Below are 14,563 nucleotides of genomic sequence, written 5' to 3'. Positions count from 1 at the left end.
CAAACGCCTGAAACAACCACTCGACACATCCCAGCCCATTACCACAACTGAAATTGTGCAAACAGAAATGAAAGTTACACAATTTCAGTTAACCGGTCGGATTTAGGCCAAGCCGCCATGAGTTTAAGAAACTACCAAACTGACCCTGATATTCAATGCTTAAGGGCGCAACAAAGATAAAAACACTTCGCTGACCAATAACAACAAAGAGTCTCTGATCCTGCTGTCAAAATTTTGAGCCATGAACGGCTCAAAACATTCTGCTATGGGGTCTTGCATCATCACTGCCACTGGCCCTAAGGGCGAGAGCGCGAACAGACAAAAGTGGCCTAGCGCAGTGCGATTCTCGAGATCAGCGTCGCCAAAAACCAAGCATCACATCGCCAACACGGTTCAGCTGAAGAACGACGTGAGATACCAACAAGACCCTTTAAGCATGGCTCAATGTTGTGGAGGCGTACTCTTTGAGACCAGCCCTAGCCCGAAAAGCAACTCCAAGCTTCATTCTTCAACTGACATCGTTGCTCTGAACTTGTAGAGGCGCCGTAAAATCGCAGCGACCCAGAGAACTGTATGCAACGTCGAAAACTACTCGGGTCTGGTGCTACGGCTGTCTCAGCAGCCGTCGGCGCAGGCATTCTCAGTGCCTGCACAATCCGTAGAGAGGAAGAAAGCGGCAGTAACAGCAGCCAGCCCAAGATCCGCTGGCGAATGGCCACCAGCTGGCCCCCCTCACTAGACACGATTTACGGCGGGGCCGAAACAATCAGCAGAAGGGTGAATGAACTAAGCGGAGGCAACTTCCAAATCAAGCCCTATGCGGCCGGCGAGCTCGTACCAGGCCTAGAAGTCCTTGATGCGGTTCAGGCGGGCTCCGTCGAGTGCGGTCATACCGCCAGTTACTACTACATTGGCAAAAATCCCGGCTTTGCCTTCGGCACTTCCGTACCGTTTGGCCTTACTGCACAACAACAGAACGCTTGGCTCTACGAAGCAGGCGGTAACGACGCCATCAACAACCTCTATGCCGATTTCGGAGTGATCAGCTTCCCCGCTGGCAACACCGGTGCACAAATGGGCGGATGGTTCAAGCGCAAACTCGAGGGCCTCAGTTCTCTACAGGGACTCAAAATGCGTATCCCTGGCCTGGGCGGCAAGGTGCTTGCCCAGCTGGGTGTGAACGTCCAGGTTTTGCCTGGTGGAGAGATCTACCTGGCTCTAGAGCGTGGCGCGATCGACGCCGCTGAATGGACCGGCCCATACGATGACGAAAAGCTTGGCCTAGCCAAAGCCGCACGCTTCTACTACTACCCAGGTTGGTGGGAACCCGGCCCCACCCTTGCCGCTCTGGTCAACCAACAAGCCTGGAGCAAGCTGCCGAGCGAATATCAAGCGATGTTCAACACCGCCTGTTACGAAGCCAACCTCACCATGCTCAGCCGATACGACAACCTCAACGGGGCTGCTCTGCAAAGGCTTTTAAAGGGCAACACCGAGCTGGTTCCCTATGACCAAAGCATCCTTAAAGCTGCCCAGGAAGCAGCCTTCCAGCTCTATAGCGATACCGCCGCGAAAGATGCCAGCTTCCGCAGCCTGCTTCAGCAATGGCAAGGCTTCCGCAAAGAGGTTTACGCCTGGAACAACGTCAATGAGTTCTCATTCGCTCGCTTCAGTTACGACCAGCTGCAAGGAACTTGATGAGACGCTGGCTAGACCTAGCAGAACGCCTTGACGCCTTAAACAAGGCCTTTGCAGTCATTGCGCGCTGGTCGGTGTTGATGATGTTGGGATTAGGGCTCTGGAACGTTGTGGGGCGCTATCTGGGTGTGTCTATCGGCCACAATCTCAGCTCCAACGGTCTCATCGAAGGGCAGTGGTACCTCTTTGATCTGGTGTTCCTACTGGGACTGGGCTGGACCCTCCAACGCCATGGGCATGTGCGGGTTGATGTACTTCAAAGCCGCTGGGGAGAAAAGCACCAAACACGTATGGAGCTGCTTGGCACCCTGGTCTTCCTGTTGCCATTTGCCCTGGGAGTAATGCTGATCTCGCTCGAACCCGCCCTGCAGTCTTGGAGGATCAGCGAAGCCTCACCCGACCCCAACGGCCTGCCGCGCTACTGGGTTAAATCCCTCATCCCCTTGGGCTTCCTACTCTTGGCCCTACAAGGCGTCGCCGAAGCCATTCGAGCCTGGGCAAAGCTAAAAGCCCAAACATTGATGCCATTCAACCCTGAAGCGGAACAGGGCGGAGATCGCCTTGATTGAGATTGAACTACTCGACCATGTGATCAGTTTCGATCCCGCCACCACACTTGGGCCTGGGATGTTTATAGCCCTGGTCTTCGCTCTATTGAGCGGCTATCCAGTGGCCTTTTGCCTCGGTGGCATTGCCGTGATCTTCGCGTTGCTGGGCATGGCTCTTGGTGTGATCGATCCACTGTTCGTTACCGCTCTGCCGCAGCGAATCCTGGGGATCATGGCCAACTTCACCTTGTTGGCCATTCCGGCGTTTGTGTTCATGGGCGCCATGCTCGAGACATCAGGTATTGCAGAGCGACTGCTCGAGAGCATGGGACGTCTACTCGGCAAACTGCGCGGTGGCCTAGCCCTGGCGGTCGTGCTAGTCGGCTCACTGCTCGCTGCCACCACCGGAGTCGTAGCAGCGACAGTCACCACTATGGGGCTGATCTCTCTACCGGCCATGCTGAGAGCGGGCTACGACCGCTCACTTGCCACGGGGGTCATTGCTGCCTCAGGCACCCTTGGCCAGATCATCCCACCCAGCATTGTCTTGGTGGTTCTCGGCGACCAGTTGGGTGTCTCAGTAGGAGATCTGTTCCTCGGCTCACTGATTCCAGGGGTGCTCATGGCTGGTGCATTTGCCACTTATGTGCTCGTGATCAGCCACCTCAAACCTCATCTCGCCCCCCAACTGAATCCAGCAGACCTGATCCCCATGCAACCTGGCCAACTGCTGCGTGTGATCATCCCGCCCCTAGGCCTGATCCTCTTGGTGCTAGGCAGCATCTTCTTTGGAATCGCAACACCCACCGAAGCTGGTGTTCTTGGTGCCACTGGCGCCATGGCCCTAGCAGCGCTCAATGGAGGGTTCAGCCGCAGCAGCCTCTCAAAAGTATGCGATGAAACCCTACGAACCACCGCCATGGTGATGGCGATTTTACTGGGCTCAACAGCTTTTAGCCTTGTCTTTCGCGGAGTAGGCGGCGATCAACTCATTGCCGATCTTTTGCTGAACCTGCCCGGCGGCAAGGTTGGTTTTATGGCCGTGAGCATGCTCACGATCTTCGGCCTCGGCTTTTTCATCGACTTCTTTGAAATCGCCTTTATTGCCGTACCGCTCTTACTGCCCGCAGCTCGCCAAATCCTTGGACCCGAGGCCTTGATCTGGCTAGGTGTGGTCATCGGCGCCAATTTGCAAACCTCCTTCCTCACTCCACCTTTCGGCTTCGCACTCTTTTATCTACGCGGAGTAGCCCCTAAAACCATTACCACACAAGAAATCTATAAGGGTGCACTGCCCTTCGTGGGCCTGCAAATCGCTGTCTTGGTGCTGATCATTGCAGCCCCACCCCTAGTGGATTGGCTGCCCAACCTTGCCGCCTCCTGAAAGAAAGCACAGTTCTCCGAACACCCTCCGTAGAGTTTTGGCATTGGTGTAAAGGGTCCATGAACGTTGCGAGCAAAGACACCACGGTGACAACGGCCAGCACTGCTCCAAGGTTGTCACTGCAATGCGCAGCTATCGCTAGCGACACCACCACGATCCGTGCCCTCGATTGGGACCGCAGCCGCTTTGATATCGAGTTCGGCCTCCGTAACGGCACCACCTACAACAGCTTCCTGGTGAGAGGTGCCAAGACAGCACTGATCGATACCAACCACCTCAAGTTTGAGGACACCTGGCTACCGATGCTTAAGCAGCAAATCGATCCAAAAGCGATCGACTATCTAATCATCAGCCACACCGAACCCGACCATTCCGGGCTAGTGGGCCAGATCATCGATCTCCATCCCGAGATCGAAATCGTTGCTTCGAAGGTCGCCATCAAGTTCCTAGAAGATCAGGTGCATCGCCCCTTCCGCTCGCGAGAAGTCAAAAGCGGCGAAGAACTGGATCTAGGCACTAACTCAACAAGCGGTATCGCTCACCGCTTCGAATTTCTGAGTGCGCCCAACCTGCACTGGCCAGACACAATCTTCTCTTTCGACCACGCCACAGGGATTCTTTACACCTGTGATGCATTTGGTCTGCACTATTGCTCAGAAGAACTCTTCGACCAGGACCCCTCCGCACTGGCCCCAGACTTCCGCTTCTATTACGACTGCTTGATGGGGCCCAATGCGCGCAGTGTTGTCCAGGCTTTGAAGCGCATGGATCAACTGCCAGAGATCACCACAATTGCCGTTGGTCACGGCCCGCTACTCCGCCACCATCTCAAGCTTTGGGTCGACGACTATCGCGACTGGAGCAGCCAACGAAGCCAAGGAGAAAGCTATGCAGCCATCTGTTATCTCAGTTATTACGGCTTTTGCGACCGGCTCAGCCAAGCCATTGCCCACGGCATCGGCAAAGCCAAAGGCGAGGTACAACTAGTCGATCTTCGCGCCACTGATGCGCAAGAACTGAGCGCATTAATTGGTGAAGCAAAGGCTGTAGTAGTACCAACCTGGCCATCCCAACCAGATGCAGAACTGCAGAGTTCAATTGGCACCCTATTGGCAGCTTTGAATCAAAAGCAATGGGTTGCCGTTTACGATGCCTATGGCGGCAATGATGAGCCAATTGATGCAGTAGCAGCGCAGCTGCGTAGCCTTGGGCAAAAAGAAGCTTTCGAACCTTTAAGGGTGCGGCAAGCTCCTGACGGGAATGTCTACCAACGCTTCGAAGAAGCTGGTACCGACCTTGGACAACTGCTCAACCAAAAGCAAAATATTGCGGCAATGAAAAGCCTAGATACTGAACTTGACAAGGCCATGGGTACCCTGAGTGGCGGCCTTTATGTCGTCACCGCCAGCCAAGATGAAGAGTCCAGCCAACGACGTGGCGCCATGATCGCAAGCTGGGTAAGTCAAGCAAGTTTCACACCGCCAGGGCTAACCGTCGCAGTAGCCAAAGACAGAGCCATAGAAACCCTGATGCAAGTAGGGGATCGTTTCGTGATCAACGTATTAAGAGAAGACAACTATCAACCCTTACTAAGGCAATTCCTCAAACGCTTCCCCCCCGGAGCCGATCGTTTCGAAGGAGTGAATGTACTCAACAATGTTGCTAAAGGAGGCCCCGTCCTCGTGGATGCGCTGGCCTTCTTGGATTGCCTCGTCAAACAGCGACTAGAAACCCCCGATCACTGGATCATCTACGCCCTGGTGGAACAAGGCAATGTGGCGGATGCTGAAGCTAAAACAGCAGTACATCACCGCAAAGTAGGGAACCACTACTGATGTCGATGTCCTCCATCCACGAGCCTGCTGCAGCAGCGCAGCGAACGGTGATCACACTCCCAATCGAAAAGGGCCTGATCAGCTTGCGCGGCCTTAGTCCACAACGTCTGCGCTTTGAGCTGGAATATGCCCTGGAGCGAGGCAGTACCGCCAATAGCTTTCTTTTCTCTGCCGGTGACGACTCATATGGGCAACCTCAAGCGGCTGTCCTGGTACACCCCCCTGGCGACGCCTATGCCGAGGTTTTCATGCCGGCACTCTCCCAGGCTCTACCTTCAGATACCACAACGTTGAAGGTGGTCGTTGGTCACATCAACCCCAACCGAGTTGCGCTACTCAAAAAGCTAGCCAGCACCTACCCCAAGCTGGAATTAATCAGTTCCAATCCCGGCGCCAAATTGCTCAGAGAGCTTTGGGAACAACGCAAACCAGCAACACCCAACAACAATGAAGAGGAAGAGTCATCCCTTCCTTCTCTTCCATCCATTGAGATTGTTCGACAAGAACAGAAGCTCTCCCTCAGCAACGAACACGCATTGTGGCTGCTACCAGCGCCAACAGCTCGCTGGCCAGGCGGCCTACTGGCCTTCGAGGAAAGCCTTGGCTTGTTGATGAGCGACAAACTATTCGCCGCCCACCTCTGCACAAGCGAATGGGCAGAAGCCAATCGCATCAGCACCGAAGAGGAGCGCAGGCATTTCTACGACTGCCTGATGGCTCCCATGGCCAGCCAGGTAGATACCTTAGTAGAGCGGCTTGAAGAGCTAGACATCCGCACGATCGCCCCATGCCATGGGCCAGCCATAGAAACGAGCTGGCGGAGCCTGTTGAATGACTACCGCCGCTGGGGTGAAAGCCAACAACAAGCCCCTTTAAAGGTCGTTCTTCTTTTCGCCAGCGCCTACGGCAACACAGCGGCGATTGCTGACGCACTCGCAAAAGGAGTCTCCAGTACTGGTATTCAAGTAGAAAGCCTCAACTGCGAATTCACACCTGCGAATGAATTGGTGAATGCAATCCAACAAGCCGATGCCTACTTGATTGGATCGCCAACCCTTGGAGGGCATGCACCAACACCAATCGTATCGGCCCTAGGAACCTTGCTGGCCGAAGGTGACCGCAACAAAAAGGTAGGCATATTCGGCAGCTATGGCTGGAGTGGAGAGGCATTGGAACTTCTCGAAAAGAAGCTACGTGATGGTGGTTTCTCCTTTGGATTCGAGCCAATCAAAGTGAAGTTCAGTCCCGATGCTGCCATGGTGAAAACCCTGGAAGAGACAGGAACACTGTTTGGGCGAAACCTGCTCAAAGAACAGCGGCGTCAGCAACCACGAGCAAGCAGTGGCATGAGTGCAAGCCGTAGCGATCCAGCCGTGCTTGCCCTTGGTCGGGTAGTGGGCTCACTATGCATCTTGACGGCTCGTAAAGGGGAAGGGAATACAGCGCTTAGCGGCGCAATGGTCGCAAGCTGGGTCAGCCAAGCCAGCTTTTCACCGCCAGGGCTGAGCGTGGCCGTCGCCAAAGACCGAGCCGTTGAAGCGTTGCTGCATCGGGGCGACCACTTCGCTCTCAATGTGTTGGCAGCAGGAAGGCAACACGAACTAATGAAACATTTCCTGCAACCATTCCCAGCTGGTTCAGACCGGTTCGCAGGGCTAGACCTTGACGCCAGTCCCGCAGGTCAACCGCTGCTTAAAAATGCTCTGGCATGGCTTGAAGGATGCGTACAGCAACGCATGGAATGTGGAGACCACTGGCTGCTATATGCCGAGATCAGCCATGGTGCCCTACTTGAGCGAGAAGGCACGACGGCTGTGCATCAGCGCCGCAGCGGGGCGAACTACTGAAGAAGCAGCCTTGCGAGAAACTCGCGCAGACAGGCCCCATACGCTCCTCCTAACTCATACCGATTATGAGTTAGGCTGCCAATTCTTGCGCATCCCTCCATTCATGAATCTCACCACCAACGCCAATCTTGAAGCGGCCTTTGGCGGCGAGAGCATGGCCAATCGCAAATATCTCTTCTTTGCCGACGTTGCCAAAAAACTTGGCAACAATGAATGAGCCAAGCTTTTCCGCGACACTGCGGCCCAGGAAACCGAACACGCCTTCGCTCACTTCCGCTTGCTCCATCCTGAGCTATTAATCGAAGATCCTGCCGCACTCAACGCTGCTGACAAGCAGAAGATGCTCACCCGCTGCCTCGAGCTGGCCATTGAAGGTGAAACCCATGAGTACACCACCATGTACCCAGAGTTCGCTACTCAGGCCCGCCAGGACAGAGACAGCACTGCAGAAGCAGAATTCAACGAACAGATCGAAGAGTCTCAGCAACACGCGAACCTTTTTCGTCGTGCAGCCAGCAACTTCGGCTTTTTGGTGCCAATCGAGCAACATCATGCTGAGCGTTACGGCGTTACCCTCAAAGCACTGGAAGGCAAGGGCGTCGTAAGCGAAGCGGATCAACCCGTAACTGGTAAATGGATCTGCAAAGTGTGCTCGATGATCTATGACCCGGCCATCGGCGATCCCGAGTCAGGCATCTCAGCAGGAACCGCATTTGAAGCAATCCCAGAAGATTGGGTCTGCCCCATCTGCGGCACCCGAAAAGCCAACTTCGTGCCTTACCGAGAAGCCGAGCTCAAAGAAGCGGCCTGAGATTGGCTGAGGTGCTGCAAAACCATGTACAAATTTGTTGCGTGAGCACAGCATCTCTTGAGTTAGACCAGGTTTATGGCTTTATCACCCCCCCCCGATCTGCTTGTCATCGCCGCTAGCAATGGCCAGAACCTAAAGCTAGCTCGTCGCATCGCCGCTCAAGCTGAACACCAGGGCCACAGAGCCAAGATTCTCGATCTCACAAGCTTGGGCCTGCCACTGTTCACGCCTGTGGCAAAGGAAGCTGGAATGCCAAACGGTGTCACCCCACTCCATCAACAGCTGATGGCGGCCTCGCACTGGGTGATCTGCGCGCCTGAATACAACGGCTCGATTCCACCTGCATTCACAAGTGCCGTCGCCTGGCTCTCCGTACAAGGAGATGACTTCCGCAGTTTGTTCAACGGCAGGCCAATCGCAATAGCAAGCTTTTCCGGCGGGGGCGGCATGGGCATGTCGATGAGCCTGCGCAGTCAACTCAGCCACCTCGGCGCTCAAGTGCTTGGACGGCAGCTGATGAGTAACCACGCCAAACCCGCCAAAGACGAATCCATTCGAGACTTAGTGCACCTGCTAATGCAGATGCAACCTCTCAAGCTTTGATCCATCCGAACCAATCACCTTGTTGCACAAGCCTCGATCAGAATCTTCTCGCCGACCGCTCAAAGGCCTAGAACTGCGAAACAAACTAAATCTAGTGAACACTAGATATGGATTCTTACAAAAGAAACTCTCTACAGCTTTAAACGCAAAAAATCTGGTTTTGCTAACTTAAGAATGAGAGCAAAAGCCTGATCTACCAGAAGCCTTGCCCTGTCTAGAAACAACAAAAGCCAGACATAATCCCAATCATAAAGACAATCTAAAAAAGATTGGCACGCTAGATATTGTGGCTTGAAATGCACAAGTCATTGCATTCAGCCCTCGGCGCGATGGGATCTCAGCCTGGCCAAAACGCTGCTGTTCGATACCGCGGTTTTCTGCTCCTGCCACAGAGCAACCAAACATGGTTAGTTAGGCCTGAACGCAGTCCCATGCTTTTGTTGCCGTTCCGCACCCCAATCTGTTCCTTGACAGATGTCAAGTCGATGCTGGATTGGCGTCTCTCTCAACAATCAAAGTTGCTTGATGCTGCCTGATCAATTAGGCAGCATGAGGAGGAGGTGTGGGGTGTCCTTGAGATTGAAATGGCAGCACCAATGTTGCCCATCGCTCTGGACGCTCAGGTCGTTGACGGCGTGGCTGACGGACACCAAAAGGGACACGCACCACATTGGTTCCATCAACCGCCAAGGTATGTCCCTGCAGCAGAGCTGATTCCAATCCATCTGGAAGGGTAGGAAGAGTTACCCCAGCCCCCCTAGAGGACTGATCTCCTTGGTTCAATGAAGTGTCGCTATCCATGCTGTCCCCCCAGCGATGGTGCAGATGCGGGACAGTATGGTCAAAACACTGCCACATGTGCTGAATTAAAAACCAAAAATTCGGTTTTCAGTGAAAAGTTACTGCCTTTAATCTGTTCACACCAGGGGAGGTTGAAGAACAGCGTTATCAGCAAGCTCCTCAACCGATGGGCAGCTACACAGCAAATTGCGATCGCCATAGGCATTATCAATTCGCGAAACCGCAGGCCAAAACTTGCTTTGGCGCTGCTCAGCCAATGGGAAAGCAGCTTCGGCGCGGGAGTATGGACGATCCCAAACCTCTGCTGTGACGGCCGCCAAGGTGTGAGGCGCCCGTCGCAGCGGGTTGTTCTGAGGATCGATCTGGCCTGACTCAATCGCTGCCGTTTCTTCCCGTATGGCAATCATGGCGTCGCAGAAGCGGTTGAGCTCCTCCAAGCTCTCGCTCTCAGTGGGTTCCACCATCACAGTCCCTGCCACAGGCCAGCTCACGGTTGGGGCATGAAAGCCGTAGTCCATCAACCGCTTTGCAATGTCATCCACCTCCAAGCCTGCACTTCGCTTAAGGGGGCGCAGGTCGAGGATGCATTCATGGGCAACCAACCCTGCTTGACCCCGAAACAGCACCGGGTAATGAGGATGCAACCGATGGGCTAGGTAATTAGCAGATAACAGTGCAACAGCACTGGCCTGCCGTAATCCCTCCGCACCCATCATGCGCAGGTACATCCAGCTGATCGGCAGGATGCCTGCACTGCCCCATGGCGCAGCCGAAATTGCGCCGATTCCCTGCTCGCCGCCGCAGGCAGCGAGGGGATGACCTGGAAGGAAGGGCATCAAATGAGCAGACACCGCGATCGGACCAACCCCTGGTCCACCACCGCCATGGGGGATACAAAATGTTTTGTGCAGATTGATATGACAAACATCAGCGCCATAAGTCCCAGGACGACAAAAACCGATCTGCGCATTGAGATTGGCGCCATCGAGATACACCTGGCCACCGTGACCATGAACGAGCTCACAGATTTCACGAATCTGCGGTTCAAAGACACCATGGGTTGAGGGATAGGTGACCATCAGGGCTGCCAGCTGAGGAGCATGGGCCTCTGCCTTGCTGGCCAAATCATTGAGATCCACGTTCCCCTCTGCATCACAAGCCACAGGCACCACCCGCAAACCCGCCATCACGCATGTGGCTGGATTGGTGCCATGGGCACTGGTGGGAATCAGACAAACATCTCTCTGCTGCTCTCCGCGGGAATGATGCCAAGCGCGAATCACTAACAAGCCAGCTAATTCCCCCTGAGAGCCGGCATTCGGCTGCAAAGACACCCCGGCAAAGCCAGTAATGTCTGCAAACCAATGTTCCAGGTCCTGAACCAATCTCTGATACCCCTGGCACTGATCCTGAGGAGCAAAAGGATGCAGCGCCGCAAACTCCCTCCAACTAATGGGGATCAGTTCAGCTGCAGCATTGAGCTTCATCGTGCAACTACCCAGGGGGATCATCCCGTGCACCAATGAAAGATCGCGGCCCACCAATCGCTGGAGGTAACGAAGCAGCTCGGTTTCGCTGCGATAGCGATGGAACACCTGCTGCTGCAACCAAGGTCGCTGGCGCAACGGCAAGCCAACAAGCTCCTCAAGGTGAGGGTTTCCAGGGTCTTCGAGAACTGGCACAGGCTGACCTGCAGCCTCAGCCAAAATCTGGAGGATCGACTTCAGCTCCTGATCGGTGCTGAGCTCATCAAAACTAATGCCAAATCCATGGGCTGCCTCTGGAGCAACACCCAAAGGCAACACCCGTAGGTTAAATCCCGCCAAAGCGGCTGCCTGATGAACAGCAGGGGCTTCACGACAGATCACCTCAATCGTGTCAAAGCGAGCTATCGACTGGACTGGATAGCCCAACTGGTGCAATCCCCTCTCCAGTTGAGCCCGTAAACGCAGGACTCGTCTAGCGATTGCAGCGAGCCCATCCGGTCCATGGTGCACTGCATAGAACGACGCCATCACAGCCAATAAGACCTGCGCCGTGCAGATATTGCTGGTGGCCTTGTCTCGGCGGATGTGTTGCTCCCGGGTCTGCAACGCCAATCGCAAAGCCGGTTGCCCCTCCGCATCCACAGACTGGCCGACTAGACGTCCGGGGACCTGGCGCTTGAAGATCTCAAGGGTGGCAAAAAAGGCGGCGTGAGGTCCCCCAAAGCCCATTGGCACCCCAAACCGTTGAACACTGCCAACAGCAATATCAGCTCCAAATTCAGCCACTGGAGCAAGCAAAACCTGAGCAAGAGGATCAATAGCAACAGTTGCCAGGGCCCCTACCTCATGAGCAGCCTGAATGGAGGTCGTGGGGTCCCAGAGCCTGCCGCTACGTCCAGGCAACTGAAGCAAAACACCAAAGACCTCAGCATCAAACTGAAAGGTCATCGGCTCGGCCACCTCGAGATCAATGCCCAGAGGTTCAGCCCGAGTTCTCAACACGGCAAGAGTCTGGGGAAGAACCTCCGCATCCACGAGAAAACGATGGGCCTCAGGGCGCTTGCAAATCGCAAAGCTGAGGCTCATCGCCTCAGCAGCTGCCGTTCCCTCATCAAGCAAGGAAGCATTGGCGATCGGCAACCCCGTGAGCTCACTGATCAGCGTCTGAAAGTTGAACAGAGCCTCAAGCCGTCCTTGAGAGATCTCAGCCTGATAAGGGGTATAAGCGGTATACCAAGCAGGATTTTCAAGCACCTGTCGCTGAATCAACGCAGGCGTTGCTGTGCCGTAATAGCCAAGCCCAATTAAAGAACGCCTCACCCGATTCGCCGCCGCGATGAGACGCAGTTCCTCCATAGCCTGAACTTCACCACAGCCCTCAGGAAGGGAACTGCTGGGTGCCGTTGTCTCGAGAATGTCTGGAGGAACTACAGCAGCAACAAAGCTCTGAAGATCACGATGACCAAGCTCCAGCAGCATTTGCTGCTGGTCTTCCAAGCTGGGCCCAATGTGCCTCACCAAAAAAGGTGAAGACTGAATGCTTGAAGCCTCAACTGCACGCTGTTCAAGCAGTGTCAAGGGACATTCATCAACAAGATGGACAGAAGTTTAGAAAATTTGGCCCAGAACCATCGCACTTCATCAGGTGCTTAGTTGCTTGATTCGATAGCCACCTTGTTGGCATAGGTGGCTGCGTCCATCAGATCCTGCAATTGAGCTGGGTCCGCCGGGCGAACCACGAGCAACCACCCCTCACCATGAGGATCATTTTGAAGTTCATCCGGGCTGGAAAGCACCGACTCATTAATCCGCACCAGCTCACCGCTGATCGGAGCATGCAAATCCTCGACAGCTTTCACCGACTCAACGGACCCGAAAGTGGTGCCGCGATTCAGCCGATCGCCCACCTCCGGCAAATCCACAAACACAATGTCACCCAACTGATCAACAGCAAAGGCACTGATGCCTATCCGCACCAATTCACCATCCAAACTGGCGTATTCATGGGTATCGGCAAACCGAAAGTGGTCGGGGAATTGGAAAGCCATCGAGCCTGGCGAGGCAAAGCTCACCCAGTCTGGGGTACATCCAGCAAACCGGCGCGAACCAAAGCCACCAAAGCTCGGATCAGTGCCAATTCCACATGAGTGCGATGGGTACCTCCCTGCACATAGAGGTTGTAAGGGGGGCGCAAGGGAGCATCTGCAGAAAACTCACTGGTGCTTCCGTCAATAAATGTTCCGCCCGCCATCACCAAATCGCTTGCATACCCAGGCATCGCTGCTGGCACAGGATCGAGATAGGCCCCAATAGGGGAACATGCCTGAAAGGCCCTGCAAACAACTTTCAAAACCTCAGGGTCTCCAAGCTGCACCGCCTGAATTAAATCGCTACGAAAGGCTCCCATCGAGGGCTTCACTGCAAAACCCAAAGTGTCGAATACACCCGCGACCAAATCAGCTCCGATCAATGCCTCTGCCACCATTTGTGGAGCCAAGAACAGCCCCTGCAACACCAACCGATAAAGATCAAAGCCAGTGCCCCCCTGACTACCAATTCCTGGAGCAGTGAGCCGACAGCAAGCCTGCTCGACCAAATCAGCCCGACCGGCGACATATCCACCAGTTGGAGCAATCGTGCCACCGAGATTTTTGATCAAAGAGCCCGCAATCAGATCAGCACCAACTGCTGGGGGCTCCAAATCCTCAACAAGCTCGCCATAGCAATTGTCGACAAAACAGACACATCCAGGCTGAGAGTTATGGATGCGATGACACAACTCGCCAATGGCTTTGATCGAAAGAGATGACCGCGAGCTGTAGCCACAGCTGCGCTGTATCAACACCATCCTTGTTGGCACCTCCAAGGCGCGTTCCAAGGCTGAAACATCCACACATCCCTCGGCCGTGAGGGGCAGCTGGTCATAAGAGACCCCTAATTCAGTTAAAGACCCCTGGCCGGATCCACGCAGACCAATCACTTCTTCAAGGGTGTCGTAAGGCTCTCCGGTCACTGACACGAGTCGGTCACCAGGCCGAAGAACGCCAAACAACGCAGTCGCAATTGCATGGGTACCACTCACAAACTGGAGTCGAACAGCTGCTTTCTCAGCACCAAGCACCCTTGCAAATACACGATCAACCACCTCCCGAGCCTGATCTCCATGGCCATAACCGGTGATGGAAGCAAAGTGTTGCGTGGCGACTCGTTCGCTGCTGAAAGCCTCCAACACCTTCGCAAGGCGAACCGCTACGGCAGCCGTCCGCTCGCATGCGATCCCCTCAAGGCGCTTAGAGACAAAACCAACGTGCCGCCTGGCCCACGCCTGCACCAGCAGTTCATCAAAGCCAGCTGCAGGGAATGTCTTCAAAACAACCCGGGATCAGAATCAATCATCCCCATGCTGAATCCTCGTTGAACGTCAAACGAAATCGAAAGTGAAGAGCAAGAGCAGAACATTGCCAAAATCACAGCTCACCGAACCAAGTCAGCGCAAATCATTGGCAAAACTGCCATAGCTCAGCACGCATCAAGAAGATGCACAGCTGA

The 14,563-nt window shown here is 54.6% G+C and carries 11 protein-coding genes and 1 pseudogene; 8 read left to right on the top strand and 4 right to left on the bottom strand.

Going from position 1 to position 14,563, the window contains the following annotated elements; genetic code table 11:
• The first annotated feature begins 573 nt into the window (after positions 1–573).
• From SIB80_RS01695 to SIB80_RS01660, 8 genes and pseudogenes are all read left to right on the top strand, one after another.
• On the top strand, positions 574–1,698 hold the full coding sequence (locus SIB80_RS01695) for a TRAP transporter substrate-binding protein (RefSeq protein ID WP_063420688.1): 1,125 nt from the start codon (positions 574–576) through the stop codon (positions 1,696–1,698).
• The gene (locus SIB80_RS01690) at positions 1,698–2,267 is read left to right on the top strand and encodes a TRAP transporter small permease subunit (RefSeq protein ID WP_063420689.1); all 570 of its coding nucleotides are present in this window, start codon (positions 1,698–1,700) and stop codon (positions 2,265–2,267) included. The genes SIB80_RS01695 and SIB80_RS01690 overlap by 1 nt, the downstream gene beginning before the upstream one ends.
• Positions 2,260–3,630 carry a TRAP transporter large permease gene (locus SIB80_RS01685; protein WP_169190000.1) on the top strand — a complete coding sequence of 457 codons (1,371 nt, stop codon included), beginning with the start codon at positions 2,260–2,262 and terminating at the stop codon, positions 3,628–3,630. Before SIB80_RS01690 ends, SIB80_RS01685 begins: the two co-directional genes overlap by 8 nt.
• Positions 3,631–3,689: 59 nt before the next feature.
• Positions 3,690–5,465: a diflavin flavoprotein gene (locus tag SIB80_RS01680; protein ID WP_063420690.1), complete on the top strand. Its 1,776-nt coding sequence runs from the start codon at positions 3,690–3,692 to the stop codon at positions 5,463–5,465.
• Positions 5,465–7,312, top strand: coding sequence for a diflavin flavoprotein (locus SIB80_RS01675; protein WP_063420691.1), 1,848 nt, complete (start codon positions 5,465–5,467; stop codon positions 7,310–7,312). Before SIB80_RS01680 ends, SIB80_RS01675 begins: the two co-directional genes overlap by 1 nt.
• A gap of 103 nt (positions 7,313–7,415) precedes the next feature.
• Positions 7,416–8,123: pseudogene (locus tag SIB80_RS01670) on the top strand (rubrerythrin family protein).
• 75 nt (positions 8,124–8,198) lie between these two features.
• A complete protein-coding gene (locus tag SIB80_RS01665) occupies positions 8,199–8,726 on the top strand; it encodes an NADPH-dependent FMN reductase (protein WP_063420692.1) in 528 nt (175 codons plus the stop codon).
• Between the two features lie 329 nt (positions 8,727–9,055).
• Entirely contained in the window at positions 9,056–9,262 is a 207-nt protein-coding gene (locus SIB80_RS01660; RefSeq protein ID WP_041385292.1) for a hypothetical protein, read from the top strand.
• A gap of 4 nt (positions 9,263–9,266) precedes the next feature.
• Here the strand turns inward: SIB80_RS01660 and SIB80_RS01655 are convergent, their stop codons facing one another.
• The 4 genes from SIB80_RS01655 to SIB80_RS01640 form a co-directional block, all read right to left on the bottom strand.
• Positions 9,267–9,527: a hypothetical protein gene (locus tag SIB80_RS01655; RefSeq protein WP_041385294.1), complete on the bottom strand. Its 261-nt coding sequence runs from the start codon at positions 9,525–9,527 to the stop codon at positions 9,267–9,269.
• Positions 9,528–9,643: 116 nt separating this feature from the next.
• Positions 9,644–12,592 (bottom strand): aminomethyl-transferring glycine dehydrogenase, encoded by a 2,949-nt coding sequence (gene gcvP, locus SIB80_RS01650; protein ID WP_063420693.1) that lies wholly within the window; start codon positions 12,590–12,592, stop codon positions 9,644–9,646.
• 71 nt (positions 12,593–12,663) lie between these two features.
• Positions 12,664–13,062, bottom strand: coding sequence for a glycine cleavage system protein GcvH (gene gcvH, locus SIB80_RS01645; protein ID WP_011131534.1), 399 nt, complete (start codon positions 13,060–13,062; stop codon positions 12,664–12,666).
• 20 nt (positions 13,063–13,082) lie between these two features.
• On the bottom strand, positions 13,083–14,384 hold the full coding sequence (locus SIB80_RS01640) for an aminotransferase class I/II-fold pyridoxal phosphate-dependent enzyme (RefSeq protein ID WP_063420694.1): 1,302 nt from the start codon (positions 14,382–14,384) through the stop codon (positions 13,083–13,085).
• Positions 14,385–14,563: the final 179 nt, after the last annotated feature.

Source organism: Prochlorococcus sp. MIT 1327 (genome assembly GCF_047304785.1).
GTDB lineage: Bacteria > Cyanobacteriota > Cyanobacteriia > PCC-6307 > Cyanobiaceae > Prochlorococcus > Prochlorococcus marinus_D.
Note: the sequence above shows the minus strand (reverse complement) of the source record. Positions and strands in the feature narration are given on the sequence as shown.

Excerpts from the sequence above, each read along its gene's own strand:
- SIB80_RS01675 (WP_063420691.1), top strand. The coding sequence starts at position 5,465 with ATGTCGATGTCCTCCATCCACGAGCCTGCTGCAGCAGCGCAGCGAACG.
- SIB80_RS01665 (WP_063420692.1), top strand. The coding sequence starts at position 8,199 with ATGGCTTTATCACCCCCCCCCGATCTGCTTGTCATCGCCGCTAGCAAT.
- SIB80_RS01660 (WP_041385292.1), top strand. The coding sequence starts at position 9,056 with ATGGGATCTCAGCCTGGCCAAAACGCTGCTGTTCGATACCGCGGTTTT.
- SIB80_RS01680 (WP_063420690.1), top strand. The coding sequence starts at position 3,690 with ATGAACGTTGCGAGCAAAGACACCACGGTGACAACGGCCAGCACTGCT.
- SIB80_RS01690 (WP_063420689.1), top strand. The coding sequence starts at position 1,698 with ATGAGACGCTGGCTAGACCTAGCAGAACGCCTTGACGCCTTAAACAAG.
- SIB80_RS01695 (WP_063420688.1), top strand. The coding sequence starts at position 574 with ATGCAACGTCGAAAACTACTCGGGTCTGGTGCTACGGCTGTCTCAGCA.
- gcvH (WP_011131534.1), bottom strand. The coding sequence starts at position 13,062 with ATGGCTTTCCAATTCCCCGACCACTTTCGGTTTGCCGATACCCATGAA.
- SIB80_RS01655 (WP_041385294.1), bottom strand. The coding sequence starts at position 9,527 with ATGGATAGCGACACTTCATTGAACCAAGGAGATCAGTCCTCTAGGGGG.